23 protein-coding genes are annotated in these 26,565 nt (G+C 55.8%); 10 read left to right on the top strand and 13 right to left on the bottom strand.

What is annotated here, in order from left to right; translation table 11 throughout:
• Window positions 1–29: 29 nt before the first annotated feature.
• Both gmk and EDB95_RS04345 read left to right on the top strand, forming a co-directional pair.
• Window positions 30–623, top strand: a complete 594-nt coding sequence (gmk, locus tag EDB95_RS04350) for a guanylate kinase (protein ID WP_246073502.1) — start codon at window positions 30–32, stop codon at window positions 621–623.
• A gap of 52 nt (window positions 624–675) precedes the next feature.
• The gene (locus EDB95_RS04345; RefSeq protein WP_133990941.1) at window positions 676–1,938 is read left to right on the top strand and encodes a hemolysin family protein; all 1,263 of its coding nucleotides are present in this window, start codon (window positions 676–678) and stop codon (window positions 1,936–1,938) included.
• A gap of 225 nt (window positions 1,939–2,163) precedes the next feature.
• On the opposite strand, the gene EDB95_RS04340 is transcribed toward EDB95_RS04345, so the two are convergent.
• The 5 genes from EDB95_RS04340 to EDB95_RS04320 are packed head-to-tail and all read right to left on the bottom strand — an operon-like array spanning window position 2,164 to window position 5,819.
• Window positions 2,164–2,976, bottom strand: a complete 813-nt coding sequence (locus EDB95_RS04340; RefSeq protein ID WP_133990939.1) for an SDR family oxidoreductase — start codon at window positions 2,974–2,976, stop codon at window positions 2,164–2,166.
• Window positions 2,977–2,981: 5 nt separating this feature from the next.
• Window positions 2,982–3,308, bottom strand: coding sequence for a hypothetical protein (locus tag EDB95_RS04335; RefSeq protein ID WP_133990937.1), 327 nt, complete (start codon window positions 3,306–3,308; stop codon window positions 2,982–2,984).
• A 2-nt stretch (window positions 3,309–3,310) separates the two neighbouring features.
• Window positions 3,311–4,072, bottom strand: coding sequence for a TIGR02757 family protein (locus tag EDB95_RS04330; protein ID WP_133990935.1), 762 nt, complete (start codon window positions 4,070–4,072; stop codon window positions 3,311–3,313).
• 3 nt (window positions 4,073–4,075) lie between these two features.
• Window positions 4,076–5,215 (bottom strand): cystathionine gamma-synthase, encoded by a 1,140-nt coding sequence (locus EDB95_RS04325; protein WP_133990933.1) that lies wholly within the window; start codon window positions 5,213–5,215, stop codon window positions 4,076–4,078.
• Window positions 5,216–5,243: 28 nt separating this feature from the next.
• Window positions 5,244–5,819, bottom strand: a complete 576-nt coding sequence (locus tag EDB95_RS04320; RefSeq protein WP_246073500.1) for an acyl carrier protein phosphodiesterase — start codon at window positions 5,817–5,819, stop codon at window positions 5,244–5,246.
• Between the two features lie 301 nt (window positions 5,820–6,120).
• Here EDB95_RS04320 and EDB95_RS04315 point away from each other — a divergent pair, with 301 nt between their 5' ends.
• Both EDB95_RS04315 and EDB95_RS04310 read left to right on the top strand, forming a co-directional pair.
• The gene (locus EDB95_RS04315; protein ID WP_133990931.1) at window positions 6,121–6,600 is read left to right on the top strand and encodes a hypothetical protein; all 480 of its coding nucleotides are present in this window, start codon (window positions 6,121–6,123) and stop codon (window positions 6,598–6,600) included.
• A gap of 109 nt (window positions 6,601–6,709) precedes the next feature.
• Complete coding sequence (locus EDB95_RS04310) at window positions 6,710–7,684, top strand: deoxyhypusine synthase family protein (protein ID WP_133990929.1); 975 nt, start codon at window positions 6,710–6,712, stop codon at window positions 7,682–7,684.
• On the opposite strand, the gene EDB95_RS04305 is transcribed toward EDB95_RS04310, so the two are convergent.
• The 5 genes from EDB95_RS04305 to EDB95_RS04285 form a co-directional block, all read right to left on the bottom strand.
• Window positions 7,673–7,897, bottom strand: coding sequence for a hypothetical protein (locus tag EDB95_RS04305; protein ID WP_133990927.1), 225 nt, complete (start codon window positions 7,895–7,897; stop codon window positions 7,673–7,675). The two genes, EDB95_RS04310 and EDB95_RS04305, sit on opposite strands and share 12 nt — an antisense overlap.
• Window positions 7,894–8,340, bottom strand: a complete 447-nt coding sequence (locus EDB95_RS04300) for a hypothetical protein (RefSeq protein ID WP_133990925.1) — start codon at window positions 8,338–8,340, stop codon at window positions 7,894–7,896. The genes EDB95_RS04305 and EDB95_RS04300 overlap by 4 nt, the downstream gene beginning before the upstream one ends.
• 77 nt (window positions 8,341–8,417) lie before the next feature.
• The gene (locus EDB95_RS04295) at window positions 8,418–9,902 is read right to left on the bottom strand and encodes a M28 family peptidase (protein ID WP_133990923.1); all 1,485 of its coding nucleotides are present in this window, start codon (window positions 9,900–9,902) and stop codon (window positions 8,418–8,420) included.
• Window positions 9,903–9,959: 57 nt separating this feature from the next.
• The gene (rpiB, locus tag EDB95_RS04290; protein ID WP_133990921.1) at window positions 9,960–10,418 is read right to left on the bottom strand and encodes a ribose 5-phosphate isomerase B; all 459 of its coding nucleotides are present in this window, start codon (window positions 10,416–10,418) and stop codon (window positions 9,960–9,962) included.
• Between the two features lie 52 nt (window positions 10,419–10,470).
• Complete coding sequence (locus EDB95_RS04285; protein WP_133990919.1) at window positions 10,471–13,917, bottom strand: glycosyltransferase; 3,447 nt, start codon at window positions 13,915–13,917, stop codon at window positions 10,471–10,473.
• A gap of 103 nt (window positions 13,918–14,020) precedes the next feature.
• Between EDB95_RS04285 and EDB95_RS04280 the strand changes: the two genes are divergently transcribed.
• From EDB95_RS04280 to EDB95_RS04260, 5 genes are read left to right on the top strand one after another with little or no spacing between them, the layout of a single operon-like run.
• Window positions 14,021–14,728, top strand: coding sequence for a response regulator transcription factor (locus EDB95_RS04280; RefSeq protein WP_133990917.1), 708 nt, complete (start codon window positions 14,021–14,023; stop codon window positions 14,726–14,728).
• 48 nt (window positions 14,729–14,776) lie between these two features.
• A complete protein-coding gene (locus tag EDB95_RS04275; RefSeq protein ID WP_211352043.1) occupies window positions 14,777–15,868 on the top strand; it encodes an efflux RND transporter periplasmic adaptor subunit in 1,092 nt (363 codons plus the stop codon).
• 6 nt (window positions 15,869–15,874) lie between these two features.
• Window positions 15,875–19,057: an efflux RND transporter permease subunit gene (locus tag EDB95_RS04270; protein WP_133990913.1), complete on the top strand. Its 3,183-nt coding sequence runs from the start codon at window positions 15,875–15,877 to the stop codon at window positions 19,055–19,057.
• Window positions 19,058–19,063: 6 nt separating this feature from the next.
• Window positions 19,064–20,053, top strand: a complete 990-nt coding sequence (locus EDB95_RS04265) for a DUF4421 family protein (protein WP_133990911.1) — start codon at window positions 19,064–19,066, stop codon at window positions 20,051–20,053.
• A gap of 6 nt (window positions 20,054–20,059) precedes the next feature.
• The gene (locus tag EDB95_RS04260; protein ID WP_133990909.1) at window positions 20,060–20,836 is read left to right on the top strand and encodes a DUF1003 domain-containing protein; all 777 of its coding nucleotides are present in this window, start codon (window positions 20,060–20,062) and stop codon (window positions 20,834–20,836) included.
• Here EDB95_RS04260 and lysS read toward each other — a convergent pair.
• Window positions 20,736–22,286: a lysine--tRNA ligase gene (gene lysS, locus EDB95_RS04255; protein WP_133990907.1), complete on the bottom strand. Its 1,551-nt coding sequence runs from the start codon at window positions 22,284–22,286 to the stop codon at window positions 20,736–20,738. The genes EDB95_RS04260 and lysS overlap by 101 nt on opposite strands.
• A gap of 40 nt (window positions 22,287–22,326) precedes the next feature.
• On the opposite strand from lysS, the gene EDB95_RS04250 reads away from it, so the two are divergent.
• Window positions 22,327–23,241, top strand: a complete 915-nt coding sequence (locus tag EDB95_RS04250) for a diacylglycerol/lipid kinase family protein (RefSeq protein ID WP_133990905.1) — start codon at window positions 22,327–22,329, stop codon at window positions 23,239–23,241.
• On the opposite strand, the gene EDB95_RS04245 is transcribed toward EDB95_RS04250, so the two are convergent.
• Together EDB95_RS04245 and EDB95_RS04240 are read right to left on the bottom strand one after the other, a co-directional pair.
• A complete protein-coding gene (locus EDB95_RS04245; protein ID WP_133990903.1) occupies window positions 23,227–25,461 on the bottom strand; it encodes a hypothetical protein in 2,235 nt (744 codons plus the stop codon). The genes EDB95_RS04250 and EDB95_RS04245 overlap by 15 nt on opposite strands.
• 14 nt (window positions 25,462–25,475) lie before the next feature.
• Window positions 25,476–26,549 carry a COX15/CtaA family protein gene (locus EDB95_RS04240; RefSeq protein ID WP_133990901.1) on the bottom strand — a complete coding sequence of 358 codons (1,074 nt, stop codon included), beginning with the start codon at window positions 26,547–26,549 and terminating at the stop codon, window positions 25,476–25,478.
• Window positions 26,550–26,565 lie beyond the last annotated feature (16 nt).

Below are 26,565 nucleotides of genomic sequence, written 5' to 3'. Positions count from 1 at the left end.
CGCTTTTTTTTCACGTTCTTTGCAGGATCATGGATATGAGCGCCCAACAACCCATTGTCATTTTCACAGCCCCTTCCGGGGCGGGGAAAACCTCCATCGTCCGGTATCTCCTTGACCGGATCCCGGAACTGAGCTTTTCCGTTTCGGCGGCTACCCGTGCCGCACGTAAGGGGGAGGTGGATGGAAGGGACTATTATTTCCTGCCCCTGGCGGTTTTTCAGCAGCGCATCCAGGAAAATGCCTTTGCCGAATGGGAAATGGTGTACGAAGGCAAGTACTACGGCACCCTTCGTTCGGAGCTGGAACGCATCTGGGCGTTGGGCAAGGTGCCGGTCCTGGACATAGACGTTAAGGGCGCCATCCACGTCCAACAGCAATATCCGCTCAATACACTTTCGGTTTTCGTACAACCGCCTGGCGTGGAAGAATTGAAAAAACGGCTGCTCAGCCGGGGCACCGAAACGCCGGAATCGTTGGAAACCCGGTTAAACAAGGCAGAATACGAAATGTCCTTCCAGCCGCATTTTAAGGCAACGATCGTCAACCGGGAGCTCGTCCAGGCTTGCGTGGAGGCAGAAGCCCTCATCCGGGGGTTTTTGAGGAGGTTCTACGACACGGTCTGAGTGAGCCCCGCCCTTTGTACATTCCACCAAAAAAGGCTACTTTTATTGATCTATGGATGTATCCTACATCATCGGCATCGCCATTTCCCTTTTGCTAACCGGTTTTTTTGCAGGGATAGAAATGGCCTTTACGTCGGCCAACAAGCTTTCCATTGAACTAAAGAAAAAACAAGGGCTGACCAGCGGAAAGATCCTGTCCCGTTTCCTGGAAGCACCCACCAAGCTGGTGGCGACACTGGTGGTAGCCTTGAGCATTATCGTGGTTATATATACCCTTTTGGTGGACCGTTTTTTATCACCAGTCTGGAAACGGCTTCCGGAGATCGCCCAGGGTCCCTACGTACGGCTCCTTTTCGAATCCCTGTTGGCGACGCTTTTGTTCCTGCTGACCGAATTCCTGTTCAAGGCCATATTCCGCGCCAAAAAGGACTATATCCTCCCGTTTTTTGCCCGGCTTCTTCGTTTCTTTTACGGTCTGCTCTACCCGATCGCTGCATTTTTTGTGTTTGTAAGCGAATGGTCCCTCAAATACCTTTTTGACGTCCGTACCACCGAACACAAGGAGTTTTTCGGCAGGGTGGACCTGGACAACTTTATCCAGCAAAGCGAACAGGCCTCCGACGAAAACGGCATGCAGGAGCTCAACAAGGAACTTTTTGAAAACGCCCTGTCCCTCCCGTCCATGCGCGTCCGCCAGTGCCTGGTGCCGAGGCGGGAAGTAGAAGGGATAGAAAAAAATACCCCTATCGAAGAAGTGCGTCGGAAGTTTGTCGATAGTCAGCTATCCAAACTGGTGGTCTACGAACAAAACATCGACAACATCCAGGGGTACATCCATCAGCTGGACCTTTTTAAAGAGCCAAAAGACATAGAATCGGTGCTGCTGCCGATCCCCGCCGTCCCCGAAACCATGAGCGTCACCGACCTGATCAATAAATTCACGCTGGAACGGAAGAGCATCGCCTGGGTCGTGGACGAGTTCGGCGGCACCTCCGGCATCGTCACCATGGAGGACCTCCTCGAAGAAATCTTTGGCGAAATCCAGGACGAATATGATACCGAGGAATTCGTCGACAAACAAATCGCCGAAGACGAATACATCTTTTCCGGCCGTCTCGAACTCGACTACCTCCGCGAAAAATACAACCTCGACTTCCCCGAAAACGAATCAGAAACGCTCTCCGGCTACATCATCAACGAATACGAAACGATCCCCAAACCCAAGGAACGGATCATCATCGGCCACTACGAGTTCGATGTCCTCCAGGTCTCCGATACCCGGATCGAGATGGTGAAGCTCAAAATCCTGAAGTAACTGGTCCTGACCGCAACATGCCTATAACTCTACTTTGAGAACAAACCATGCCGCTAGGCCGAGGGGGGGTATGTCCATTTTACTCCTTTTCCTCAGGTGATTCGAACGATGCCAAAACGTTTCGGTTCCCTGAGGAAAAGGAGTAAAATGGACATACCCCCCCTCGGCCGGGCAATCAGGCTTGGGGACTAGAGGTTAGAGGGCAGAGGTCATGAGGTTATGAGGTTAGAGGAATATATCCGGAGCCAGGGGTTTTGAGGGGTCGACGGCGTAGGAGGTGAAGTCGGTGAGGCCGGACTCGCGGAGTAGGTCCTCATCGATGAGGTGTTGACCGGTGAAGGTGCGGGCAGGGCGGGAGAAGATGAGGGCGGCGGCATCGGCGACGATCGAGGGGGTGCGGCTCATGGAGGCGAGGGCTTCGCCGCCGAGGAGGTTGAGGACGGCCGCGGTGGCGATCGTGGTGCGGGGCCAGAGGGTGTTGGAGGCGATGCCTTCGGGGGCGAGTTCGGACGCCAGGCCCATGGCTACCATGCTCATGCCGAATTTGCTGAGGGTGTAGGCGAGATGGGCGCCCAGCCAGCGGGGATCGAGGTTCAATGGGGGGGCGAGGGTGAGGATATGGGGATTGCTGCTTCGCGCCAAATGCGGGATACACGCCTTGCTCACGAGGAACGTCCCACGGACGTTGACCTGGTGCATGAGGTCGAAGCGTTTGGCCTCGGTCTGGGGTGTTTTGGAGAGGCTGATGGCGCTGGCGTTGTTGACGAGGATGTCGATCCCGCCAAATTTGGCAACGGTGGCTTCCACGGCCGCGTTGATCTGGGCCTCGTCGCGGATGTCGCAGACCAGGGGAAGGGCTTGTCCCCCGGCACGCTCGATCTCTTCGGCAGCCGTATAGATGGTCCCATCCAGCTTGGGGTGGGGTGTTTCTGTTTTGGAGGCGATGGCGATGCGGGCGCCACCGGCGGCCATTTTCAGCGCGATGGCTTTGCCGATGCCGCGGCTCGCGCCCGTGATGAACAGGATGGGTGTCGACATAGTTGTTACCATTTATCTTCTTCCGGGATGTCCTGGTCGGGCATCCGGTATTTTTTGCGTGCGGCGACGACCTGCCCGACGCGCTCCAGCAGGAGCAGCGCCATAATCCTCCCGGCATCCTCTCCATCTGAATGTTTGAGCAGGTATTTGAGTTTCGCTTCGGATACGTCTACGCGGTACAGGAGTTGAACAAGGGCCGGGAAATCGGCGACCAGAAGGCCGTTGCAATACGTGGTCAGCCAGGCCATGAGCTCTTCCGCGGTCCTGGTCACTGGTACAGGTACTGGAATGCTGCCCTGGAGCCATTGTATAATATCGTCCTGCGGCTCCATCCTCATTTTTTTTCCATCACGCCCAAACCGAACAGCGCAAAGTCGTATTTAACGGGGTCTTTCGGATCAAATCCACGGAGAATGTCCGTTAATTCCATGGCGGCTCGCCAGTCCACCACGGGTCTTTGGAGAATCCCCAACCGCCGGGCTACCCTCGCGACATGAAGGTCGACGGGACAGACGAGGGATGCTGGTTTTATTTTTTTCCATACCCCAAAATCCACTCCTTTGTTATCGGAGCGTACCATCCATCGCAGGAACATATTGATGCGTTTGCAGGAGGCGTTTTTTTCAGGAGAGGCGATGTGTTTTCGCGTGCGGTCGGGGACGTATTCCAGGCCGAAAAACGTGTGGTAGAAGCCGTTGAGGGCGCCTTCAATAGAGCCGCGCCGATACCCCTTCAGGAAAGCCTCCTCCAGGGAGTCATGTCGCGCATAGTACTGCGCAAAGAACTCGATGAAATAAAGCAGGTCGGTCGCGTTGAACGTCCGGTGTTTGAAATCCAGGAGGCGTTTGAGGTCGGAGGGCTGGTGCCCGCGAACGAATTCGTAAGGGGCATTGTCCATACGCGCCATGAGGTCGGCCGACTTGGCGATGATGATCTTCCGGTTGCCCCAGGCAAAGATGGCGGCGAAAAAAGCAGCGATCTCCATGTCCTGTAAGCGGGTGAAGCGGTGGGGAATGGAGATGGGGTCGTCCGGAATAAAGTCCGGGCGGTTGTATTCTTCTACCCTCGCGTCCAGAAATTCCTTTAGCTTCTCCATATATTACCCAATAGCCCTATCCAGGTCGGCCAGCAGGTCGTCTGCGTTTTCCAAGCCGACGCTGAGGCGGATCAGCGAATCCAGGAGACCGCGCCGGATCCGGTCTTCCCGGGGGATCGAGGCGTGGGTCATGGAGGCAGGGTGCCCGATCAGGGATTCCACGCCACCCAGGGATTCGGCCAGGGAAAACAAGCGGGTGGAGCTTAGTACGCGGTTGGCCGCTTCCATACGGTCATCCTTCAGGGTAAAGCTCATCATCCCGCCGAAATCACGCATTTGCTTGCGGGCAACGGCAAAACCGGGACTGTCTTCGAAACCGCACCAGTAAACCTTGCCGACCTTCGGGTGGGCCCGAAGCCACTCGGCGACGGTCCTGCCGTTTTCGCAATGGCGTTGCATGCGGACGTGCAGGGTTTTCAGACCCCGGAGAACCAGGAAACAATCCTGGGGGCCCGGGACGGCGCCGCAGCTGTTTTGTATAAACCGGAGGCGTTCTTCCAAGGCAGCGTCCTTACCGATGATACAGCCATGGACGACGTCGCTGTGACCACCTAAGTATTTGGTGGCGGAGTGTACGACCAGGTCCGCACCCCATTCCAGGGGATTTTGCAGGTACGGGGAGGCAAAAGTATTGTCCACACACAGCAACGCCTTGTGGGCTTTGGCCAGTTCGGCCACCGCGGCGATGTCGGTGATGGTCATCATCGGGTTGGTCGGCGTTTCGGTCCAGATCAGCCGCGTCCGTGCGTTCAGGACAGCCGCTACCGCAGACGGGTTTTGCATATCCACAAAGTGGAAACGGATGCCGTATTTCTCAAATACTTTTGTAAAAATGCGATAGGTACCCCCGTACATGTCGTCGGCAGCGACGACTTCGTCCCCGGGTTCGAGCAATTTCAGAACCGCGTCGGTGGCCGCCATACCGGAGCCGAAACAAAGACCCCAGGAGCCGCTTTCGATCGCCGCGAGGGCACTTTGGAGGGCATCCCGGGTGGGGTTCTGGGTCCGGGCGTACTCGTACCCTTTGTGGTCCCCCGGTGCTTTTTGCACATAAGTAGACGTCTGGTAAATAGGTGTCATGATGGCCCCGGTCGTCGGATCGGGTTCCACACCGGCGTGGATCAACTTTGTTTCCAATCTCATAGCTCTTGGTATTACACAGCAAAAGTACCTATAAAGCAAAGTGCTCGCGTGCGTAGGCCTCCAATTCCGGAAAAAATTTGCGGTAGCTGTCCCCGAGCGCTTCGTAGTGCCGCTCGAACAGGGCGTATATGGGCGCGCCGGCGGGGACATATTTTGCCCGCCGGACCATGCCTTCCAGGCTGCGCCTGATGCCTTCACGGGTAGCGTAGTGGTACAGCCAGTCCTGCCGGACCATATAGTTGAACATCTGGACAAAAGCAGGGGGGAGGAGGGTTTCTTCTTTGCGGATCACGCTGTACACGTGCTGGGAAAAGGCAGCGAGCCCATCGGTTGTAAAACGGTCCGTCGCCAGGAAATGATCGAAAATGATGTCCAGGAACGCCCCGCTGTACCGCCCCACCGCGGGCGCCAGCAGTTGTCTTGCTTCCTTGAAAACGGGATGAGCGTCGGTAAAATCGTCGATGCGCCGGTGTAACCGGATACCCTTTTGTATCCCCACCGGGTAGGCTTCCAGGGATTTTCCCTTTACAAAATCACTGACCATGTTGCCCACCAGGACAACATCGGAACCAAAGGACAGATACGCATGGGCCAGGTAATTCACCCCCACAATGTACAAGACAATTTTCAATTCCCGGCCGGTCATTCATCCTATCTACGAAATCCATCGTTGTAGTTTAACACAAGATTAACCTTGGCGTAGTAACAAAGTAATAATCGGCTGCGTCTCACTACAGCAAAGGGTTTCAGCGAACCGAAAAAGAGGCTTTGCAAATTCATTTGTACACCATCTTATCCAGTTCACGGTCCGGTATAACCTATGATACCATTTATCCGCTTGCTTTTCCGCAATTCATCAACTTTGTTTCAGAATTCTGTTTTTTCCAATTTCAAACATAATAGCCATGAACTTCATTATCCCCGCACAAAAGATCGCCGTCAGCCTTTTGCTGTCTGCAACACTCACCACCTACGCCCTGGCCTCTGAGGCTCCTGTCCGGGACGTAAACGAAAAGGCCAAAAAGGCCTTTGTAAGAACCTTCCCCAATGCGGAGGCCATCAACTGGACCGAAAGCAAGGATGGAGACACGTACACCGCCTATTTCCGCATGTATGACGTCAAAACCGTCGCCAACTTCGACCGGGACGGCCAGATCATCAGCGTTATCCGGTACTATGGTGAAGACCGCCTCCCCCTTACCGTGCTGTCGCTGTTGAAGACCAGGTATGCCGGCAAAAACATCGCCGGTGTGACCGAGCTCTCCAAGAACCAGAACGAGGACGTCGCTTATTACATTAAGCTCCAGGACGATGCCCACTGGTACACCGTGAAGATCATCGGGAACGACATGGAAGAGACCGAGCGCCTCGACAAACAGCAATAACGCAAAAAGGCGGCCCTGAGGGCCGCCTTTTTTTAACCCTGGCGGAGCCCAGATTTAACCCTGGGCCTCCGCCAAAACCCTTACATTTGCGGCTCAAAACGTACGCAATATGTCAAAGGGTCCCATTTCCCAATTCATCCAGCATCACTACCGCCATTTTAACGCGGCCGCCCTGGTGGACGCCGCCAAAGGGTATGAGGCCCACCTCGACGCAGGGGGCAAAATGATGGTTACGCTGGCTGGTGCCATGAGCACGGCGGAACTGGGACTTTCGCTGGCCGAAATGATCCGCCAGGACAAAATTGCGATCATCTCCTGCACGGGTGCCAACCTGGAAGAGGACGTCATGAACCTGGTCGCCCACTCCCACTACAAACGCGTACCCAACTACCGGGACCTGACGCCCCAGGACGAATGGGACCTCCTGGAAAACCACTACAATCGCGTCACGGATACCTGCATCCCGGAAGAAGAGGCATTCCGCCGTTTGCAAAAACACCTGGTCAAGGTCTGGAAGGATGCCGAGGCAAAAGGCGAGCGTTATTTTCCCCACGAATTCCTTTATAAGGTGGTCCTGAGCGGCGACCTGGAACAATACTACGAGATCGACCCGAAGAACAGCTGGATCATCGCCGCCGCGCAGAAGAACATCCCCATCGTGGTACCGGGTTGGGAAGACTCCACCACGGGGAACATCTTTGCCAGCTATGTCATTAAGAATGAGCTGAAGGCCTCCACCGTCAAAAGCGGCATCGAATACATGACGTGGCTGGCCGGTTGGTACCGGGAAAACAGCGGGGGCAAGGGCGTGGGCTTTTTCCAGATCGGGGGTGGCATCGCGGGCGACTTCCCCATCTGCGTCGTCCCCATGATGTACCAGGACCTGGAATGGCACGACGTCCCTTTCTGGTCGTATTTCTGCCAGATTTCGGACTCCACGACTTCTTACGGGTCCTATTCCGGGGCTGTTCCGAACGAAAAGATTACCTGGGGAAAACTGGGGATCGACACGCCCAAATTCATCGTCGAAAGCGACGCCACGATCGTGGCACCGTTGATTTTTGCTTATTTGCTAGGCTGGTAAGTATTCGAATAAGACGTATACGACGAGCCCCGAGAGCACTGTGGCACCCAGGAGGCTGACCGCGAACATCAAAGCTTTTATCCAGGGACGCGCGTCCACCACTTTTTTCCTCCGGGCCTGCCAAAGCAGGAGGGACATCAACACCCCGGTAAAGAAAGGGATGCCAAAGATGATGATCCCCGTGAGCACCAGCACGAACACCAACAGGATCATCCATTCCGTTTTAATTGTTCCAGCCGCCGGGCCGCGGGCAACGCCCTGATCAGGAAAATCGTAAACGCGACCCGCACCAGCACTCCCGTGGCCATGTTCGCACCCCCCCGCGCATACCCACACGCCAGGTCGATGACCCACAGCGATATATACCCCAGCGTCCCGGCCAGCAGGGCGACAAAAGGCCGCTTATGGGTATAAAAACCCATGGCTGCGAAAAAAGTCCCAAAGAAAAGGACAAGCCCAAGAAACTGAAGCGTCAGCTCCTGCCGGGCATAGGAAATCAGTGTCTGGGAAAGGACCAGCAGCACTGCGATCCAGAAAAGGGCGTTGCGCCCTCTTTTGACTCCAGCCTCAAAGCCTTCCCGCTCGGCCTGTTTCACGCCTTGCAGGTGATTGGTTAGGATATCCTCGCCGAGGGGCGAAGGAAGACGGTTTTCCATATTGGATTTTTACAATATGAATCTACGTAAAAAAAGGGAGCCGGTAGCTCCCTTTTTCCCAAAATGCCGATATGCCTCTATTTCAACGGCATATCCCGTTTGAGCATCTCGTCCCGGTTGGCCATATCCCAGGCCGTATAGAAAACCAGTTGCGCGCGGCGGGCATACAGGTCATAGTCTATCTTGTCGGGGGTGTCCGTGGGCTGGTGGTAGTCCGCGTGGGTACCGTTAAAATAGAAGATGATGGGAACACCTTTGTCGGCAAAATTATAGTGGTCGCTGCGGTAGTAAAAACGGTTGGGATCCTTAAGGTCGTTGAACTTGCGGTCCAGTTCGAGGTGGGTGTATTTCGTGTTGATGGCTTCGGTGATCGGGGCGAGGTCGGAAGACAGCTTGTCGTCCCCGATGACGTACACATAGTTCATGGAATCCCCGTATTTGCGAGAAGGGTCGATCCGCCCGATCATGTCGATGTTAAGGTCAACGCTGGTTTTGGCCAGGGGGTATACGGGGTGGTTGGTATAATAGGCCGAGCCCCACAGTCCTTCTTCTTCCCCGGACACGGTCATGAACACCATGGTGCGGCGGGGACCCTTGCCGGCCTTGGCGGCAGCGGTAAACGCCTTTGCAATTTCCAGAACGGCACAGGTGCCGGAACCATCGTCGTCTGCACCATACCAGATCTTACCGTCGTGCATGCCAAGGTGGTCGTAGTGCCCCGTGACAAAGACGTATTCGTCTGCCTTGTCGGTACCCGGAAAGACGGCCAGGACGTCGGTGGAATGGCGGAGCTCGGTGGTTTTGGCAAAGTCGAGTTTGACGTCGGCGGTATGGATACCCGTGGAGAGCGTGCCTTGTTTGGCGGAATCAAAGGCGGCGCCTAAGATGGCCCGGCCGATGTTTTCGGACACCATAAAGAGGTTCGGGGCTTCCGTCTTTTTGTACAGGTTGACGTACATATTGGCGCGCTGGGTCGCGGAGGCGTCGGTCCGGGGGAAATTGGACTGGATCAACAGCACGGCTGCCGGGGCTGCCTTTTGAATATTGGCCAGCAGCGGGCGAAGTTGGCGGAGGCTGAAGTTGGTGCCCATGCCGCTCAAAACGACCAGCTTACCGCGGATGTCGAGGCCCGCGAAAGGGTCCGCGGGGGCCCCGGAGGGCGCGGCCGCGGGCATCGGCACATACGTCGCCTCACTGAAATACGATGTTGCATTGTGGTTCAGGGAATAGATCACGCTGAAGTCCTGATCGACGGCGAAGGCGGCACCTCCCACGGTAACCGCCGCGTGGTCCAGCTTATCCGCATACACCGGATATTCCAATTGATAAGAGGTCCCGTTGCCGGGTTTAAGTCCCAGGGACTGGAAATACGCCTCGATAAAAGCCGCCGCCTTGCGCTGCCCTTCGGTAGCGGTTTCCCGGCCCTGCATATCGGCCGAGGCAACGGTGTATAATTTGTCCTTGAGGTCTTGGGCAGTAATGCCCTTTGCAAAACGTTCTGGGTGCTGCGCAGCGGCCGCGCCTGCGGACAAAACCAGCACTAGCGTCATCCATTTTCCCATGTCTTAAGCGATTTCCCGCCAAGATAGGAGAAAGGGGGCGCGCCCCCTGCAGGAATGTTATGACTGGCAACCGATCTTGTTCACCCGGGCGAGGTGGCGGCCACCCTCAAAGGGTGTGGTCATGAAAATCTCCACCATTTCTTCGGCGTCTGTCAGCGCCACAAAGCGGGCCGGGAGGCATATAATATTGGCGTCATTGTGTTGCCGGGCCAGGCTGGCGATCTCGTCTCCCCAACACACGGCGGCGCGTACGCCCGGATGTTTGTTGGCGGTGATCCCGACACCGTTGGCACTGCCGCACAAGAGGATGCCAAAGGCTACCGTGCCCCGCTCCACGGCCATGGCCACGGGATGGGCGAAGTCAGGATAGTCTGCCGACGCCCTGGAGTGGGTGCCGCAGTCGATGTATTGAAGTCCCTTTCCCTCCAACAGGGAAATAATGGCTTCCTTAAATTCAAACCCCGCGTGGTCTGAGCCAATCGCGACGGGCTTGCCAAGGTCGAATGGGGAAATCATGACAAAGAGCTTTAGTCCCTAAAGATACAATTTAATGAGTCGCGGCGGCGCCCTAACTGCGCACCACATTCACATTCCCCGTCCGCTTTAGCCGTCCCCAGCCCTGCCCCTGGCCCTTTACAGCCTGCCGGAGGGAGCGAAGGAGGATATAGTACATCAACTGCCGGTACACCAGGCGTTGCGGAAGCATCCACAGGAGCTTTTTGGGGTTTTCCCGCTCAAAAGCAAAGGCCAGCGAGGCCCCCAGGACGTCGACGAACGTAAAGACGATGTAATAAATGACGATGTGCCAGGTGCTGGCGTCCACAAAGCCAAACCCGGCCGCGATCAGGCTGAGGACCAGGATGAGGTCGGCCAGGGGTGCCAGGAAGGGCAACAGGATCTGGAAAATAAGGATGTTGGGTAGGGCCACCCAGCCAAAGGCCTTGTAGCGGTTGTTGCACAGGGCGTCCCGGTGTTTCCAGAAGCACTGCATGACGCCGTAGCTCCAGCGGAAACGCTGTTTCAGGAACATGCCGAGGGTCTCCGGGGCCTCCGTATAAGAGAGCGCCGTAGCGCAGTTCCGGACGATGTAGCCCTTGCGCAGGAGACGCATGGTCAGGTCACAGTCTTCCGCCAGGGTATCGGTGGTAAAAAAACCCGCGTCGGCCATGGCGGAGCGCCGGAAGGCGCCGATGGCTCCCGGAACGACCGTAATACAGTTCAGCAGGTCGAAGGCCCGGCGGTCGAAGTTCTGGGCGGTAATGTACTCTATGCTTTGCCAATAGGTAAGCAGGTTCCGCTCATTCCCCACTTTTACATTGCCCGCCACCGCACCCACGTCCTCGTGGGTAAAGCGCTGCATCAGTTCGCTGACGGCGTCGGTTTTCAGCTGGGTATCCGCGTCGATACAAACGATGAATTCCGCCTCGGTGATGTGGATGCCGTAGTTCAGGGCGGAGGCCTTCCCCCCGTTGGGTTTTGTCACGGCCCGCACTTTAGGGTTGTCCGCAAAAGCAGCGGATACCCTCGCGAACGTCTCGTCCTTGGAGCCGTCGTCGACGAAAAGGATGTTGTAGTTGGGGTAGTCTTGTTCCAGGAGGCTTTCGATGGTTTTGACCGCGTTGACCTCTTCGTTATAGGCAGGAATAACGATGCTCACCAGCGGTGCGCCGTTGGTCAGCCACGATGCTGCTACCGCCCGGTACCCTTCTTCCAGGGTCTTTTCCCGCTTTTTCTGGTAGAACGCCATGATCAGCATCATGAACATACGGGCCAGCGACAGGCCGATACCCACCAGGAACAGGATAAAAAGGATCTCACCGGTCCAATAGGTAAAGCTGGCGAGGTAGTAGTTGGCTTCGACCATCCAGGTATCCTTGCTTTTGGGTAATACCGGCATGACGTCGGCGTATGTTTTACCCATGAGGTCGGAGACAGTGGTAAAATGGTATCCCTTGACCTTAAAGTAGTGGATGATCCTCGGCAACGCTTCCACGGTGGCCTGGCGGGAGGTCCCCCCGGCGTCGTGTAACAGGATGATGCTCCCTTTGCTCGCGGCTTCCACGCGGACGACACGGGCGTAAATGGAATCCGCGGACACCCCCGGTTCCCAGTCTTCCGGGTCGATGGCTTCGCCCACGGTATAATAATTATCCTTTTTGCTGCGCGCGATGGGCATCAGCTCCTCAAACGTATGGGGCTCGGAGTCGGCGTTGTACGGGGGGCGGAAAAGGATCGTCGACCGGCCGGTAACGCACTCGATCAGCAACCGCGTCAGTTTCATTTCCAGTTCGGCCCGGCGGGGGCCCATCAGCGCAATGTTGCCGTGGGTAAAGGTATGGTTGCCGATTTCATATCCCAGCTTGTATTCTTCACGGAGGATCGGAATGTTTTTTTCGGCGTTGATCCCCACGACAAAAAAGGCGGCCGGGACGTTTTCTTTTTGCAGGATGTCGATGATTTCGGGGGTCCACCTCGGGTCGGGTCCGTCGTCAAAGGTCAGGATCATCTTGCGGTGAACCTCGCTGGTGTCTTCCCCGAAACGGCGGATCAGGAAGCTTACGGGGAGCTGGAGGTAGTGTTGTTCGGTGATGAGGTTTTCCGCCGAATCGACTTCCAGCCGGATTTTGCCTTCCTGTGGCATGTTTTCAACGGACAGGATTTCCCCCTCTCCGATAGGCGGCGCCACGTTGTCCCACTGCAAGGGCACAAAGGAAAGCGAGTTATAGTCAAATGGGCGTTTTCTTAACCCATTGTTACTCAGATCATAAGGGTAAAAAGTCCACAAGCGGGTGTCTTCTACGCCCATACGCCAAAGGACCGTGCCCGCGGCGCCGTATTCGTCCGCAAACCGGATGGTATTGAAGTTGGTGGCCGCGTCGGTAAACCATACCTCGTGCTGGACGTCCTCCACCTGGTCGTTGTTGCCGTTCTCGTTGACGTCTTTGGCTGTATAGGTAAAATGCAGGTTATAGCTGTCGTTGTCGAAATCGATGTCCGCGTGGGACTCCTGGGCCCGGGACAGGGCTTGCTGATAACTGATGGACTCGGCTTTTCCGCTTTTCGGCCAATCATACCCATACCCGGCCAAACCTAAAATGATCTTGCCGGAGGGGATGTCTTTGGCGGCCTGGTCCATGGCCTCTTCTATCCATTTCTGTCCGCAGACGGGGCCGGGTATGCTTTCGTCGTAGTGCTGGTCATAGGCCATCAGGACAATATTATCGCTCCAGGCGGCCAATTTGTCATAGTCGTAGTCGTCGTTTTCAGGGGTAACGTCGATCGTGACCAGCTTTTTCAGGGGATGAAGGGTCTTATAAAGGGCCTCCATAAAGTCCACTAAAAAGTGGGGGCTTTTCTCGTCGAGCTCTTCAAAGTCTATATTGACCCCGTCAAAATTGTATTTCAGCAGGGTATCCTTGAGGGCGCCGAGGAACCGGTCCCGGGCCTCTTTGTCATGGAGGAGGGGCTTTACGAGGCGGCCGTCGAAGTCCTGTTTGGCGGTGCTGAAATTGGACACTACCGGGTAAATCTTGAGGCTGTTTCGCTGCATGATGTTCAGCCCAAAGGTGTCCAGCTGGCTTCTCAGCCCTTGTTCACCGAGGAGAAACCACTCCGGGAAGATGCTGTTCAGCCTTCCCGCATAGTTCCTCAGGGAAATATGGGCCGGGGCGGACCAGGGGCTATAAAAAGCGGCCCGGATAAACGGGTTTTCCTTGGCGGCGGCACGGTTCCGGACAGCCGAATCCGCCGCCCTGGCCAGGACGTCCCGAAAGCCCTGATAGGCCTTGTTCCTGGAGTTCTTGAAGGTGATAACCCCCTTGGGTTTCAGGATCTTCTGATAGTAATCGGCCTGTTGTTCGAGCAGGGGCAGGGATGGATTCTTAAACCGGGCCAGCGCAATGAACAGGATCAGGATGAGAAAGACCAATACCGCCAGCAGCACACGGGTGGACCATTGAACACGCCTCCACCTGGATGGGTTATCGGTTTGGAAAATCTGCGAGGGTTTACTCATATATTCGCCAGACGGTTAAGGCGCAAAGTTAAGTAGAACAGTAACGGAATTCTTACTATATTGCCGCTTACAACCTTAAAAAACAGCTAAATCAGCTAAAAACATGCAGCCGGCCAAAATTAAAGTTTTATTAGCCGAAGATGACCTTGTGCTGGGTTATGTCATCAAGGACAACCTCGAAATCGGGGGGTACGACGTGACGTTATGCCCGGACGGGGAAGAGGCGCTGCAACAATTCGGGAAAACGGACTTCGATATATGCCTGCTGGACGTCATGATGCCTTCGAAAGACGGTTTTACGGTCGCCAAGAAAATCCGGGGTAAAAGTGACGTCATTCCCATCCTTTTTATCACCTCCAAGGCGATGGAGGAAGATAAAATCAAGGGGTTTCAAAGCGGGGCGGACGACTATATCGTCAAACCCTTCAACATGCAGGAGCTGATCCTCCGCATGGAAGTCTTCCTCCGCCGGACCAAAAAACTGCATTCGGAAGAAGCCGTTTCCTACCAGATCGGGAAATTACGGTTCTCCTTTACCGACCTGAAGATCTACGTAGACGAACAAACGATCAACCTGACCCAGAAGGAGGCCGACCTCCTTTTGTTCCTTTGCAAACACCCCAACAAGATCCTCAAACGCGAGGAGGTCCTCCTCAATGTCTGGGGGAAGGACGACTATTTCCTGGGCCGGAGCATGGACGTTTTTATTACAAAACTCCGCAAACACTTTAAAGCGGACCCCCACATCATCCTGGAGACGATCCATGGGATCGGTTTCCGGTTCAACGTTCCGGAAGTCGTACAGGTTTAATACATTAAAAAGGGTTAATTTCGTCCGCCACCCAACATGGCTAAACAGATGAATAAACCATTGGCCCTTTTGTGCGTGATTGCAGTCTTTTTCTCCACCGCCTGCCATCATGAAGATGACAAACCCACCCCTGCCAGCGATTATTATACGCTACCGGACTCCCTCGCCAAAACATTGGATGTAGCGCCGGTCCGTTCCTGCCCCATGGTCAATGCCATTACCCTTACCGGGAAGATTTCGTTTAACAACGACAATGTCGTGAAGATCTATCCCATGGTCAGCGGGAACATGTCCGGGGTGAATGTCGCCCTGGGGGATTATGTACACGCCGGGGAAGACCTGGGGGTCATTCGCAGTTCCGAAATGGCCGGCTACACCCGGGACCTGGTGAATGCCCAGACCAATATCCAGATCACCAAAAGAAACCTGGACGCCGAACAAGACCTCTTCAAGGGCGGACTGGCTTCTCAATCCGATGTGATCGCCGCCGATGCCGCGTACAAACAAGCCCAATCCGAACTCGCCCGCGCCCAACAGGTGCTGGCCATCAACGGAGGCGGCGCCACCCAGGGGCTGATGACCGTCAAGTCGCCGATAGACGGGTTTGTCGTCGAAAAATTCGTGACCAATAACCAGGCCATCCGGGCGGACAACGGGACCAACCTGTTTACCATCTCCGACCTCAATAATGTCTGGATCCTGGCCAACGTCTACGAGTCGAACATACAGAATGTGCACCTCGGGGACAGCGCCACGATCACGACCCTGTCCTATCCCGGAAAGGTTTTCAAGGGGAAGGTGGACAAGATATCGAACGTGCTCGATCCCACCAACAAGGTCATGAGCGTACGCGTGGTCCTGTCCAATCCGGGTTATCTGCTAAAGCCCGAGATGTTTGCCAGCGTGACCATCAGCAATAAGACAAATCAACAATCCCTTTGCGTCCCGTCCAGTGCCCTCATTTTCGACAACAGCCAGTATTTCGTGCTGGTCGTCGGGGATAAGCACCAGGTGCAGATGCATAAAGTAACGGTCATCAACAGCGTGGGCGACCAGACCTATATTTCCTCCGGGGTCAACGAAGGAGACAAGGTCCTGGCTTCCCAGGCATTGCTGATTTATGCTCAGTTGAATAGTTAAGCAACGATGAACAAATTCCTTCGTAAGGTCCTCGCCTTCTCGCTAAAGAATAAGTACTTCATCTTTTTCGCCACGGGCGTCCTGGTGACGTTTGGGATGGTGTGTTTCGTGAACATGCCGATCGAGGCGTTCCCGGACGTGACCAATACGGAAATCAGCGTCATCACCCAATGGCCCGGCCGGAGCGCGGAAGAAGTCGAGAAATTCGTCACCATACCCATAGAGATCGCGCTCAACCCCGTACAGAAAAAGTCCAGCCTTCGGTCTACGTCCATCTTCGGGCTTTCGTATGTCAAGCTGATTTTTGACGACGGGGTGGAAGACTTTTATGCCCGCCAGCAGGTGAATAACCTGCTCCCCAACGCGGACTTACCCGACGGGGTAAACCCCCAGGTCCAGCCGCCCACCGGCCCCACCGGGGAAATCTTCCGGTATACGCTGGAAAGCGACCTCAGGGACGCCCGGGAACTCAAAACCATCCAGGACTGGGTGGTTGACCGTCAGCTCCGGTCGGTGCCGGGGATCGCCGATCTCACCAGCTTCGGGGGGATGGTCAAGGTCTACGAGATCCAGGTCAACCCGGAAAAGCTCAATTCACTGGGCATTACCCCCCTGGACGTGTCCAACGCCGTCAGCCGCAGCAACATCAACATCGGCGGGGACGTCATCGTCCGCAACAACCAGGCCTTTGTGGTCCGGGGCATCGGCCTGATCAACGACATCAAGGAGATCAAGAATATCGTCATCCAGAACAACAACGGCATCCCTGTCCTTGTCAAGGACGTCGCGGACGTACAGATCAGCAACGTTCCCCGCCTGGGCCACGTCGGCCGTTCCGACCGGCTGGACAGCGGGGGTGTCCGGGACGTGGAAGACGCCGTGGAGTGTATCGTACTGATGCGGAAAGGGGAAAACCCCTCCATTGTGATCAACGCCCTAAAGGCCAAGATCCAGAAGCTCAACGACAAAGTGCTCCCGCCCGACGTCAAGATCGTCCCGTACTATAATCGCGAGGACCTCATCCATTTTGCGACGCACACGGTGATGCATAACCTTATAGAAGGTATTCTCCTGGTCACCTTGCTGGTCTCCATCTTTATGTTCAACTGGAGGACCACCCTCATCGTTTCCATCATCATACCCCTTGCCCTTTTGTTCGCTTTTATTTGTTTGAACATGATGGGTATGTCGGCGAACCTGCTGTCGCTGGGCGCCGTCGACTTCGGGATCATCATCGACGGGGCGGTGGTCATGGTGGAAGGCCTTTTTGTGGCCCTGGACCATAAGGCGATGGAGATGGGGATGGAGCGTTTCAACAAGGTCGTCAAACTCGGGTTGATCAAAAACAAAGGCGCGGAACTGGCCAAGGCCATCTTTTTCTCCAAGGTGATCATCATCACCGGCCTGCTGCCCATCTTCTCCTTCCAGAAGGTAGAGGGCAAAATGTTCTCGCCCCTGGCCTATACCCTGGGTTTTGCCCTGCTGGGCGCATTGATCCTGACCCTGACGCTGGTCCCGGTGTTGATCAACCTGCTGCTGCGCAAAAACGTCCGTGAAAAACACAACCCCTTTGTCCACTTCCTGACCCGGATCATGCTCGGGATTTTCACCTGGAACTATAAGCGTTTCCGGAGACCCACGATGCTGATCTCGCTGGCCGTGATCGTTGTCGGGATCTATTCCTTCAAATTCCTGGGGTCCGAATTCCTTCCCGAACTGGACGAAGGCGCCATCTGGCTCCGGGTCCAGATGCCGTACAGTATTTCCCTGGATAGATCGGTACAGGTAGCGGACCAGGTCCGCCACATCCTGATGACCTTCCCGCAGGTGAAGAATGCGGTCAGCCAGACCGGGCGGCCCGACGACGGCACCGACGTAACGGGTTTTTACAACAATGAATTCGACGTTATCCTGTACCCGGAAGGCGATTGGAAACCCCACCTCAGCAAGGAAGAACTCATCGATACCATGACCAAAGCCTTGTCGGTCATCCCGGGAGCCGACCTCAACTTCTCCCAGCCCATCAGCGACAACGTGGAAGAAGCGGTCTCCGGTGTAAAGGGATCGATCTGCGTAAAGATCTTCGGGGATTCCCTGGATTATATGGAGAAAAAGGCCTTTGCCGTCAATGACCAGCTCCGCCAGGTCCGGGGGATTACGGACCTTGGGGTGATCCGGAACATCGGGCAGCCGGAACTGGAGATCAACCTCGACCAGCATAAGATGGCCCTGTATGGCGTCGCCACGGCCGATGCCAACGCGGTCATCGAAATGGCCATCGGGGGTAAAGCCGTATCGCAACTATACGAAGGCATAGAAAAATTCGACATCCGCGTCCGTTTCCCCCAGGAATTCCGGGGTTCCATAGACGACATTGCCAACACCCTCGTCCCCACCCTGAGCGGGTCGAAGGTACCTATCCGGGAAATCGCCGACATCTCGATGAAGGATGGCCCCTGCCTGATCTTCCGGGACGACAACGAGCGCTATGCCGCCGTGAAGTTCTCGGTCCGTGGCCGGGACATGGGGTCTACCATCGCCGAGGCCCAGAAAAAGGTCGACGCCGCCGTCCAGCTCCAAAAGGGCTATACGATGGTCTGGCAGGGTGACTTTGAAAACCAGCAACGGGCCACCAAACGGCTGGAGGAGGTCGTACCGATCAGCCTCTTACTCATCTTTTTGCTGCTCTTTATCATGTTTGGCAATTTCAAGGACGCCGGTCTGGTGTTCCTCAACGTCCCCTTTGCCATCGTGGGTGGCTTGGTGTCCCTGCACCTGACAGGGACCAATTTCAGTATTTCCGCGGGGATAGGGTTTATCGCCTTGTTTGGTATTTGCATACAGGACGGCGTGCTCCTCATCACGGTCTTCAAGCAAAACCTGGAAAAGATCAAAGGACAAAGCAATTCCCTATATACGTCGATCAAACTGGGGGTAAACTCCAGGATAAGACCCGTCATGATGACCGCCCTGATGGCGGCGATCGGCTTGTTCCCGGCCGCCATTTCCACGGGTATCGGGTCTGAGAGCTCCCGGCCGCTGGCCCGGGTCGTGATCGGGGGTATACTATGCGCGATGGTCTTTTCGTTATTGGTCTTCCCGTTGTTTTTCGCCTGGGCCTATCGCAAGGTCGATACCAAGCACAAGGGAGAAATGCGCGAGCCGGGGGCGGACCTGCACCGGCACTAAGGATACATGCGGTGGCTTAGGTTCTATATGATCCTGGCGGCGCTCTTGCCGGGCGCCGCGCTTATGGCCCAGGAGAAGGCCCAGGTACCCCGTTTCCATGATTTTGCCGACAGCAATAACGTCCGTTCGTATATCGGGTTTTACCACACCCGTTTCACCTCCGGCACCGCCAAGGGCGGTCATCAGCCCCGGCTCCAGGCCAATACCAGCGCCTATTTCGGGGCCGCGCTCAACTACAAATGGTTTTCCATTTATTATGCCCTCAACATACCCGAGACCTCGGTCCTGGGCGGGAACAATAAAGAAGTGAAAGCCAGCCAGCTGATCATCAGCCACTGGTGGAACCGCTGGGGACTGGAAGGTTCCTACCAGCACGACCGGGGGCTGGTCGACCAGGACAATCCCGGTCTCCACCTGGTCAATACTGTCTGGCAGTGGCCGGACTACAAATACGTGGGCATCAATGCCGTCTATCTGTTCAACCCTTCCCGGTTCTCCTACCGCGCCGCCGCCAACTTCGCCCGGTTACAGGCCAAAAGCGGCGGCAGTTGGTTTGTCATGCTGACGCCTTCCTATCAGAACTTCTCCCTACGCAAAAACGCCCTTGATACCGCGGTTAAGGACACCACCTTATACAACCTCATCGAGAAGGATGCCAACCACGTCGTCCTCCTGGCCCGGGTGGGTTATTCTTATGCCTTCTCCTGGGGAGAAGGCCGCTGGACCTGCACGCCCTTTTTCTGTATCGGTCCGGGGGCCGGTGTTTATATGGACGAATTCCATACCCGCCAGCAGTTTTTTCCCGACTTAGGTTACCAGGGCCGGCTGACCGCGGGGTATAACGGGGACAAATGGTACGTCTACCTAAACGGTTTTTACGACATGGTCCAGGAGCCCCAAAAAAACCTCGGTTTAAAAACCATCAACGAAAGCGCATCCTTAAGCGTAGGATATCGTTTCCATTCGCTTCGCCGTCGTATATTACACGTACTATAGTAATATATGAATCGTTGTTTTATCACCAATAAACTCTGTTCCCCCGACGAATCCGTCAGCGGCGGCCAGATCCGGAAAACGATCTACGACTTTATCAAAAGCCGTTATCCCGACTTCAATGAGAAAAGCCACCTGTCCACGGAGGCCTTCAATGATATGCGGGCCGACTATGTGGCCGGCCTGATCCAAAACGAGATCGGCGAACTCACCGACATGGAAAAGGAGGTCGTCCAGGCCATCGGCAAAAACCAGATCCTAAGTGAAAACGTGGAAGAAGAAGAGGATCGGGAAGCAACCTTTGGGGAGCGGGTGGCCGACAGGGTAGCCTCCTTCGGGGGCAGCTGGACCTTTTTGATCTCCTTCTTCGTCGTACTGCTGGCCTGGATCGCGCTCAATATCTGGTTCCTCCAGGACAAGGGTTTCGACCCCTATCCCTTTATCCTTTTGAACCTCATCCTGAGTTGTCTGGCCGCCGTACAGGCACCCGTCATCATGATGAGCCAGAACCGCCAGGCCGACAAGGACCGGGCCCGTTCGGAACACGACTACAAGGTCAATCTAAAGGCGGAAGTAGAGATCCGTCTCTTACATGAAAAGGTGGACCACCTGTTGATCCACGAACAGCGGAAATTGCTGGAGATTCAGCAGGTCCAGATCGAACTGATGCAGGGCATCCAAAAGTCTATTGTTGCTGCGGCTCCGGCTCAGCGTCTTGATGGCTCGCCTGCCGCTCCGGCCGCATCTGCGGAAACAAAAGCACATCCTGGATCGACGGCTGGTTGAGCAACAACATGCAAAGACGGTCGATCCCGATACCGATACCGGCGGTGGGGGGCATGCCGTATTCCAGCGCCCGCAGGAAGTCATAATCGATATACATCGCTTCGTCGTCCCCGCGTTCCATCAGCCGCACCTGCTCTTCAAAACGGGCGCGCTGGTCAATAGGGTCGTTGAGCTCGCTGTACGCATTGGCAATCTCCTTACCGTTGATCATCAGCTCGAAACGCTCTACCAGCCCCGTCTTGCTGCGATGGCTTTTGGTCAGCGGGCTCATTTCAACCGGGTAGTCGATGATAAACGTGGGCTGGATATAGTGGTGCTCACACTTTTCCCCGAAAATAGTGTCGATCAGTTTGCCCTTCCCCATGGACGCGTCCGCCTCCAGGTGCAGGCTTTTACAGACCTCCAGGAGGGCCGCTTCGTCCATGTGGCGGATATCAATTCCTGTATGGGTCTGGATGGCGTCGTAAATCGGCACCCGCGCGAAGGGTGCCTTAAAGCTAATGGCACGGTCGCCGACGGTCACGTCGGTCGTGCCGTGCAACTGCTGTGCGCATTCCTCTAGCAACGCCTCCGTCTGGTTCATCATCCAGAAATAGTCCTTGTAAGCGGTATAGAATTCCAGGATGGTAAACTCCGGGTTGTGGGTCCGGTCCATCCCCTCGTTGCGGAAGTCCCGGCTAAACTCATACACCCAGTCAAAACCACCCACGATCAGGCGTTTGAGATACAATTCGTTGGCGATACGCAGATACAACGGTATGTCCAGCGCGTTGTGGTGCGTAATAAAGGGACGCGCGATGGCCCCGCCCGGGATGCTCTGGAGCACGGGGGTATCCACCTCCAGCGCGCCCTGGCGGTCCAGGAAATGGCGGATGGTGCTGATCAACCTGGTGCGTTGCTGGAAGACCTTCCGGACCTCCGGGTTGATCGTCAGGTCCACATACCGCTGGCGGTACCGGAATTCGGGATCGGTGACCGCGTCAAAGGTTTCCCCGTCCTTTTCCCTCACCACCGGAAGCGGTTTAAGGGACTTAGAGAGCAGCGTAAGTTCGCGTACGTGTACGGAGATTTCCCCCGTCCGCGTGATAAACCCGTATCCCTTTACGCCGATGATGTCGCCTATATCCAACAGTTTTTTCCAGACTGTATCATACAGCGTTTTGTCTTCCCCGGGGCATATATCGTCCCGTTTGATGTACAGCTGTATCCTGCCTGTATGGTCCTGGAGCACGGCAAACGAAGCCTTCCCCATGTCCCTTACGCCCATGATCCTACCGGCCAGGGATACTTCGGCATATTGCGCTTTATTTTCTTCCGTATAATGTTCCTTGATGTCGCCCGCCGTATGGGTCACGATAAACTCCGGCGCGGGGTAAGGTTCTATCCCAAGCTCCTTCAATTCGGCCAGTTTCTGCCGGCGGATGATCTCCTGTTCAGATAAATTCGACATGGCGCAAAGGTATTGGATTTTTTCGCGACCTTGCAATGCCATGCGGCATATCGTCTACCTGGTCAATCCCATTTCAGGCACGGGGGGGAAAAAGTCGCTCAAAGCACTCATATCCCGCTTAACGGAGGAACAAAGGATCCACTACAGCATCGTGGATACGCATCCGACGGGGGACTATCATTTTCTCAGGGAAAAGATCAAACACGAGTTCGTCACCGACGTCGTCGTGGCTGCCGGGGACGGAACGGTCCGCCAGGTCGCCAAGGCCATACAGGACATCCCCGTCCCCGTCAGCCTGGGGATCATCCCCCGGGGTTCCGGGAATGGCCTCGCTTTTGCCGCGGGGATTCCCAAAGACCCCCGCCGGGCGCTGGAGGTCATCTTTGCCAACCGGTACGCGCCCGTTGATGCGTTCTATATGAACGAACAATTCTGTTGTATGCTGAGCGGGTTGGGTTTTGACGCTCAGGTCGCCCACGATTTCGCCGCCGCGGGCACCCGCGGGTTCTGGACCTATGTAAAGACGTCTGTCCGTAATTTTTTCCAGGCCAAAACGTACCCCTTCGAGGTCTATGTCGACGGGCAGCAGTTCAACACCGACGCGTACTTTATCAGCATCGCCAACAGCAACCAGTTTGGCAACAACTTTACGATCGCGCCACAGGCCGATTTAGGCGACGGCATGCTCGACATCGTCATCGTGCAAGACATGAGCAAACGCAAACTGGTGGGCTCCATCCTCCGCCAGGTCCGCAGTGGAAAGGTCCAAAAACACTATGGGATCAGCGAAAAGGCGGAGGATATCCTTTATTTCCAGACCCGGTCCCTGGTCATCCGCAACCCAAAGCTGGCGCCCCTCCACATCGACGGGGACCCCTGGCCGGGTAACGACACCTTTACCATACAGGTGATCCCCAAGGCCTTCCGGCTGCTCCGGCCCTTACCGCTTCAGTAACCCTTCCAAACCTCTCAGGGAAGCCTGTACCTCCGGGCTTTGCAGGGAGGAAATGACGCTGAGTTTTTCCCGGGCCGTCAGGTGAAAATTGAGCGGTGCATACGAACTCCCGTTGGCGGGCACGTACGTAAAGGTGATCTTTTTAAAGGGGAAGTGGAAGGCCTCCGCCCCGGCGCTCACCAGCTCTTCCTGCGAATAGTCCTGCAGCTTCGGCCAGTTGTATTGAAGGGTCATGAAAGGCCGGGTAAAGAATTCGGTAAAGTCCGGTGTCGAAGAAAAGTCATCGATCCAGTCGTTCCCCCTCCGGTCTTTGATCTGGACATAGACCACCCCCGACGTATTGTCCCTGATCCACGAATCGAACACCTGCAGAAACCGCATCGTCGTCTCCTGGCCATAGTTGTCCCTCAAACCGGCGTCCATCAGGTCAATCACCGGGGAAGAGGGCAGCCAGACATTGGGCAGTACATACGGGAAGGTGGCGCCCACCCGGAGGGCGCTCAGGATGCGTATATTGTCAGGGTGCTGCCGTTTAAAAAAGGTTGCAAAGTCGACGGCGTCCGGATCGGAGAAGATGCCTTTGTTGTTGTCCCGCGGGGACTCCATCAAAAAGCTCAGGGGCTGGGTGCTCATCATCATCCGCCGGCCGTCCCTGGAAATCGTTCCATTGTAGATGATCAGCGGCAGCATAGCGGCAGACTCTTCCCGGCGGTAGTCCCCGAGACGCTGGTTAAGAACATAGCCCGTGTTGCGGTCCAGTTGCTCCTCAAAGGCATACCCCCTGTCCTTTACATACGTATAGGGATTTACGCGGAACGACTGGGCCGGCGCCAGGATGTCCCGGGTGACAAAGGATGAAAACAGCGGGTTGAGCAGGTCCTTGGAGATATTATCCACATACACGCTGTCCCCCAGTTGAATGGGCAACCCGCTTTGCCGGATCCGGTACAGCTCCCGGAAATACGTCGCCCCCAGCATGCCCCCCGAGGCGCCGGTCATCAGGAAAGTCCGGCGCATCAACTGTCCCCCCGAAAGACTGTCGAGCTTTTGGAGGACGCACATCGTAAAGGTCGCCGACCGGGTCCCGCCCCCACTCACATTGATCAGGAAAAGGGTAGGCCGCGGACTCGCCTGCCGCGCCTTCCAGCGTTCCAGCACGTCGATCATATTCGCCTCGTCCGCCATCATCCGGTCAGGGGTGCACAAGGCACGTATGCTGTCGCGGCTATACACCGGGGCCGGCTGGTCGTGCGTATAGTCGAGGCCGTAGAGTTTATTCCGGGTGTCCAGGATGTTGTAGGTGAACAACAGGTTCAGCCCCACCAGCAACAACCCCGCGACGGGGATGGACCATCCCCCCAGCCAGTAGACAAAGGCCGCCGAGGCCGCGATCAGGAGCGCAAAAAAGATCAGGATACTCGCCGCCGCCGGGATCTGCAGGTAAGGATTGTCCATAAAATAACCCACCGTCATCAGCAAAAGGAAGGCCAGCAGGATCGACAGGATCGCCGCGAAGTGGTGCCGTTTGAACACCCGGTCCAAAAAAGACTCGCTGTAGTGGCTCACGTCCCGTGGCGCTTTTATTTTGATCAGGTTGGTAAAATACCAGTCCACCCGCGTCAGCTCGTGAGAGGGTCTGCCGGAAGGCTGTTTCCACGCCCGGTACTGCTTCCGGAGCCGGTCCGCGTCCGCTTCCGGCGGCCCCAGTTCCCGGAAAATGGTCCGGTTCGCCCCGAAAAAATAGCCAAAGCTAAACACCATCAGGGTGATGAGCCCGATCAGGTACCCCGCCATCATCATCCCGATCTCGAAATGGCTCATCAACTCGCGGTAGCGTTCGAACCGGTAGACCTTTATGAAATAAAAGACCAAAAACCCCAAGGGGATCACCGCGTTGTTCAAACAGTATTTGAGAAAGGGATGGGAGGTCGTCGCCAGAAACTTGAAATACCGGCTGAAAAGGATAAAGGTCGTGATGTACCAGCTCATGATAAAGATCCCGAGCCCCATCCCCACAAAAAGAGCGCTCAGAAAATTGACCTGCCCCCGGTACTCGGGCGCCAGGAACAGGGTGTCCGCTCCGAAGCCGGACATAAACTGCCCCGCCACCGCACTCCCCACAATCCACCAGAAGATGAGCAACACCTGGTACTTGCGGATGTGGAGCAACACCAATTGCACCGGAAAGGACCGGTAGAATCCCAACCAAATTGATCGCATACCGGGATCAAATATCAGGATTTTCTGCTCACGAGATAAAAGACGTATAATACCGACAAAGCCAAAAACATCCCGACCAGTTGGTGGGTCTCCGCCACCCAGTCAAAAAGGCCCCAATGGCCGACCTGGATACCCGGGCTGAAAAGGACGGCGCCGATGCCCAGGAGGACCTGGGTGAGGGTCAGCGCCAGGGGAAGATAGGCGGCACGCGCCGTTTTGGCGCTCGCCGCAGCCCCGGCCGCACGCGTCGCTCTGACGGCGCGCCACGTAAACAGGCACACCGCGATAAGGACGATGTATGCAAGCCCTCTGTGGATAAAGTGGATAGTAATTTTATTGGCGGCCAGGTTCCCCGCCCCCAGCGCGCTGTTCCAAATGCCCGACGGCCAAAACTCGCCGTTGATGGTCGGCCAGGTAGGCGCTGCGGTGGCGGCTTTATTCCCGGCCATGAGCGACCCAAAGGTCAGCTGGACGATGATCAGGGCCAGCAAGGCCAAAGCGCCCCGGGCCAGCCCGCGGTCCTTACACCGCTCTGTTGAAGGGACCAGCAACATAAGCCCGAACCAGAAGGCATACCCGATCAGGACCATGGCAAACATAAAGTGCATCGCCAGCTTGACCGGGTTGACATAGACCGCGTCCCCCGTCAAACCGCTGGCCACCATGATCCAGCCCACCATCCCCTGCAGGGCACCCAACAGGAAAAGGATGACCATCGGGATGACCATGTCCTGCCGGAAACGTTTTTGTAGGAGGAAAATAATAAAAGGGATGAGGAACACCACCCCGATCGACCGGGCCCACAACCGGTGGAACCATTCCCAGAAAAAGATAAACTGGAAATCCTTTAGCGTAAAGTCCGAATTCAGCAGCCGGTATTGCGGGGTAAGCTGGTACTTGTGAAACTCCGCCATCCACTGATCGTGTCCCAGGGGGGGCAACACACCCGTGACGACATCCCATTGGGTGATGGAAAGACCCGAACCGGTCAGACGGGTGATTCCACCCAGCAATACCTGCACCATCAGCATGCCGACCCCCACCATGATCCAGATGGCGACGGGTCTTGAAGAACGTGGACTGTTCATAAACGGTGCAAAGGTA

This window comes from Dinghuibacter silviterrae, assembly GCF_004366355.1.
Classification (GTDB): domain Bacteria; phylum Bacteroidota; class Bacteroidia; order Chitinophagales; family Chitinophagaceae; genus Dinghuibacter; species Dinghuibacter silviterrae.
Note: the sequence above shows the minus strand (reverse complement) of the source record. Positions and strands in the feature narration are given on the sequence as shown.

Coding starts and splice junctions, on each gene's coding strand:
- gmk (WP_246073502.1), top strand. CDS start 30: ATGGATATGAGCGCCCAACAACCCATTGTCATTTTCACAGCCCCTTCC.
- EDB95_RS04345 (WP_133990941.1), top strand. CDS start 676: ATGGATGTATCCTACATCATCGGCATCGCCATTTCCCTTTTGCTAACC.
- EDB95_RS04340 (WP_133990939.1), bottom strand. CDS start 2,976: ATGTCGACACCCATCCTGTTCATCACGGGCGCGAGCCGCGGCATCGGC.
- EDB95_RS04335 (WP_133990937.1), bottom strand. CDS start 3,308: ATGGAGCCGCAGGACGATATTATACAATGGCTCCAGGGCAGCATTCCA.
- EDB95_RS04330 (WP_133990935.1), bottom strand. CDS start 4,072: ATGGAGAAGCTAAAGGAATTTCTGGACGCGAGGGTAGAAGAATACAAC.
- EDB95_RS04325 (WP_133990933.1), bottom strand. CDS start 5,215: ATGAGATTGGAAACAAAGTTGATCCACGCCGGTGTGGAACCCGATCCG.
- EDB95_RS04315 (WP_133990931.1), top strand. CDS start 6,121: ATGAACTTCATTATCCCCGCACAAAAGATCGCCGTCAGCCTTTTGCTG.
- EDB95_RS04310 (WP_133990929.1), top strand. CDS start 6,710: ATGTCAAAGGGTCCCATTTCCCAATTCATCCAGCATCACTACCGCCAT.
- EDB95_RS04305 (WP_133990927.1), bottom strand. CDS start 7,897: ATGATCCTGTTGGTGTTCGTGCTGGTGCTCACGGGGATCATCATCTTT.
- EDB95_RS04300 (WP_133990925.1), bottom strand. CDS start 8,340: ATGGAAAACCGTCTTCCTTCGCCCCTCGGCGAGGATATCCTAACCAAT.
- EDB95_RS04295 (WP_133990923.1), bottom strand. CDS start 9,902: ATGGGAAAATGGATGACGCTAGTGCTGGTTTTGTCCGCAGGCGCGGCC.
- rpiB (WP_133990921.1), bottom strand. CDS start 10,418: ATGATTTCCCCATTCGACCTTGGCAAGCCCGTCGCGATTGGCTCAGAC.
- EDB95_RS04285 (WP_133990919.1), bottom strand. CDS start 13,917: ATGAGTAAACCCTCGCAGATTTTCCAAACCGATAACCCATCCAGGTGG.
- EDB95_RS04280 (WP_133990917.1), top strand. CDS start 14,021: ATGCAGCCGGCCAAAATTAAAGTTTTATTAGCCGAAGATGACCTTGTG.
- EDB95_RS04275 (WP_211352043.1), top strand. CDS start 14,777: ATGAATAAACCATTGGCCCTTTTGTGCGTGATTGCAGTCTTTTTCTCC.
- EDB95_RS04270 (WP_133990913.1), top strand. CDS start 15,875: ATGAACAAATTCCTTCGTAAGGTCCTCGCCTTCTCGCTAAAGAATAAG.
- EDB95_RS04265 (WP_133990911.1), top strand. CDS start 19,064: ATGCGGTGGCTTAGGTTCTATATGATCCTGGCGGCGCTCTTGCCGGGC.
- EDB95_RS04260 (WP_133990909.1), top strand. CDS start 20,060: ATGAATCGTTGTTTTATCACCAATAAACTCTGTTCCCCCGACGAATCC.
- lysS (WP_133990907.1), bottom strand. CDS start 22,286: ATGTCGAATTTATCTGAACAGGAGATCATCCGCCGGCAGAAACTGGCC.
- EDB95_RS04250 (WP_133990905.1), top strand. CDS start 22,327: ATGCGGCATATCGTCTACCTGGTCAATCCCATTTCAGGCACGGGGGGG.
- EDB95_RS04245 (WP_133990903.1), bottom strand. CDS start 25,461: ATGCGATCAATTTGGTTGGGATTCTACCGGTCCTTTCCGGTGCAATTG.
- EDB95_RS04240 (WP_133990901.1), bottom strand. CDS start 26,549: ATGAACAGTCCACGTTCTTCAAGACCCGTCGCCATCTGGATCATGGTG.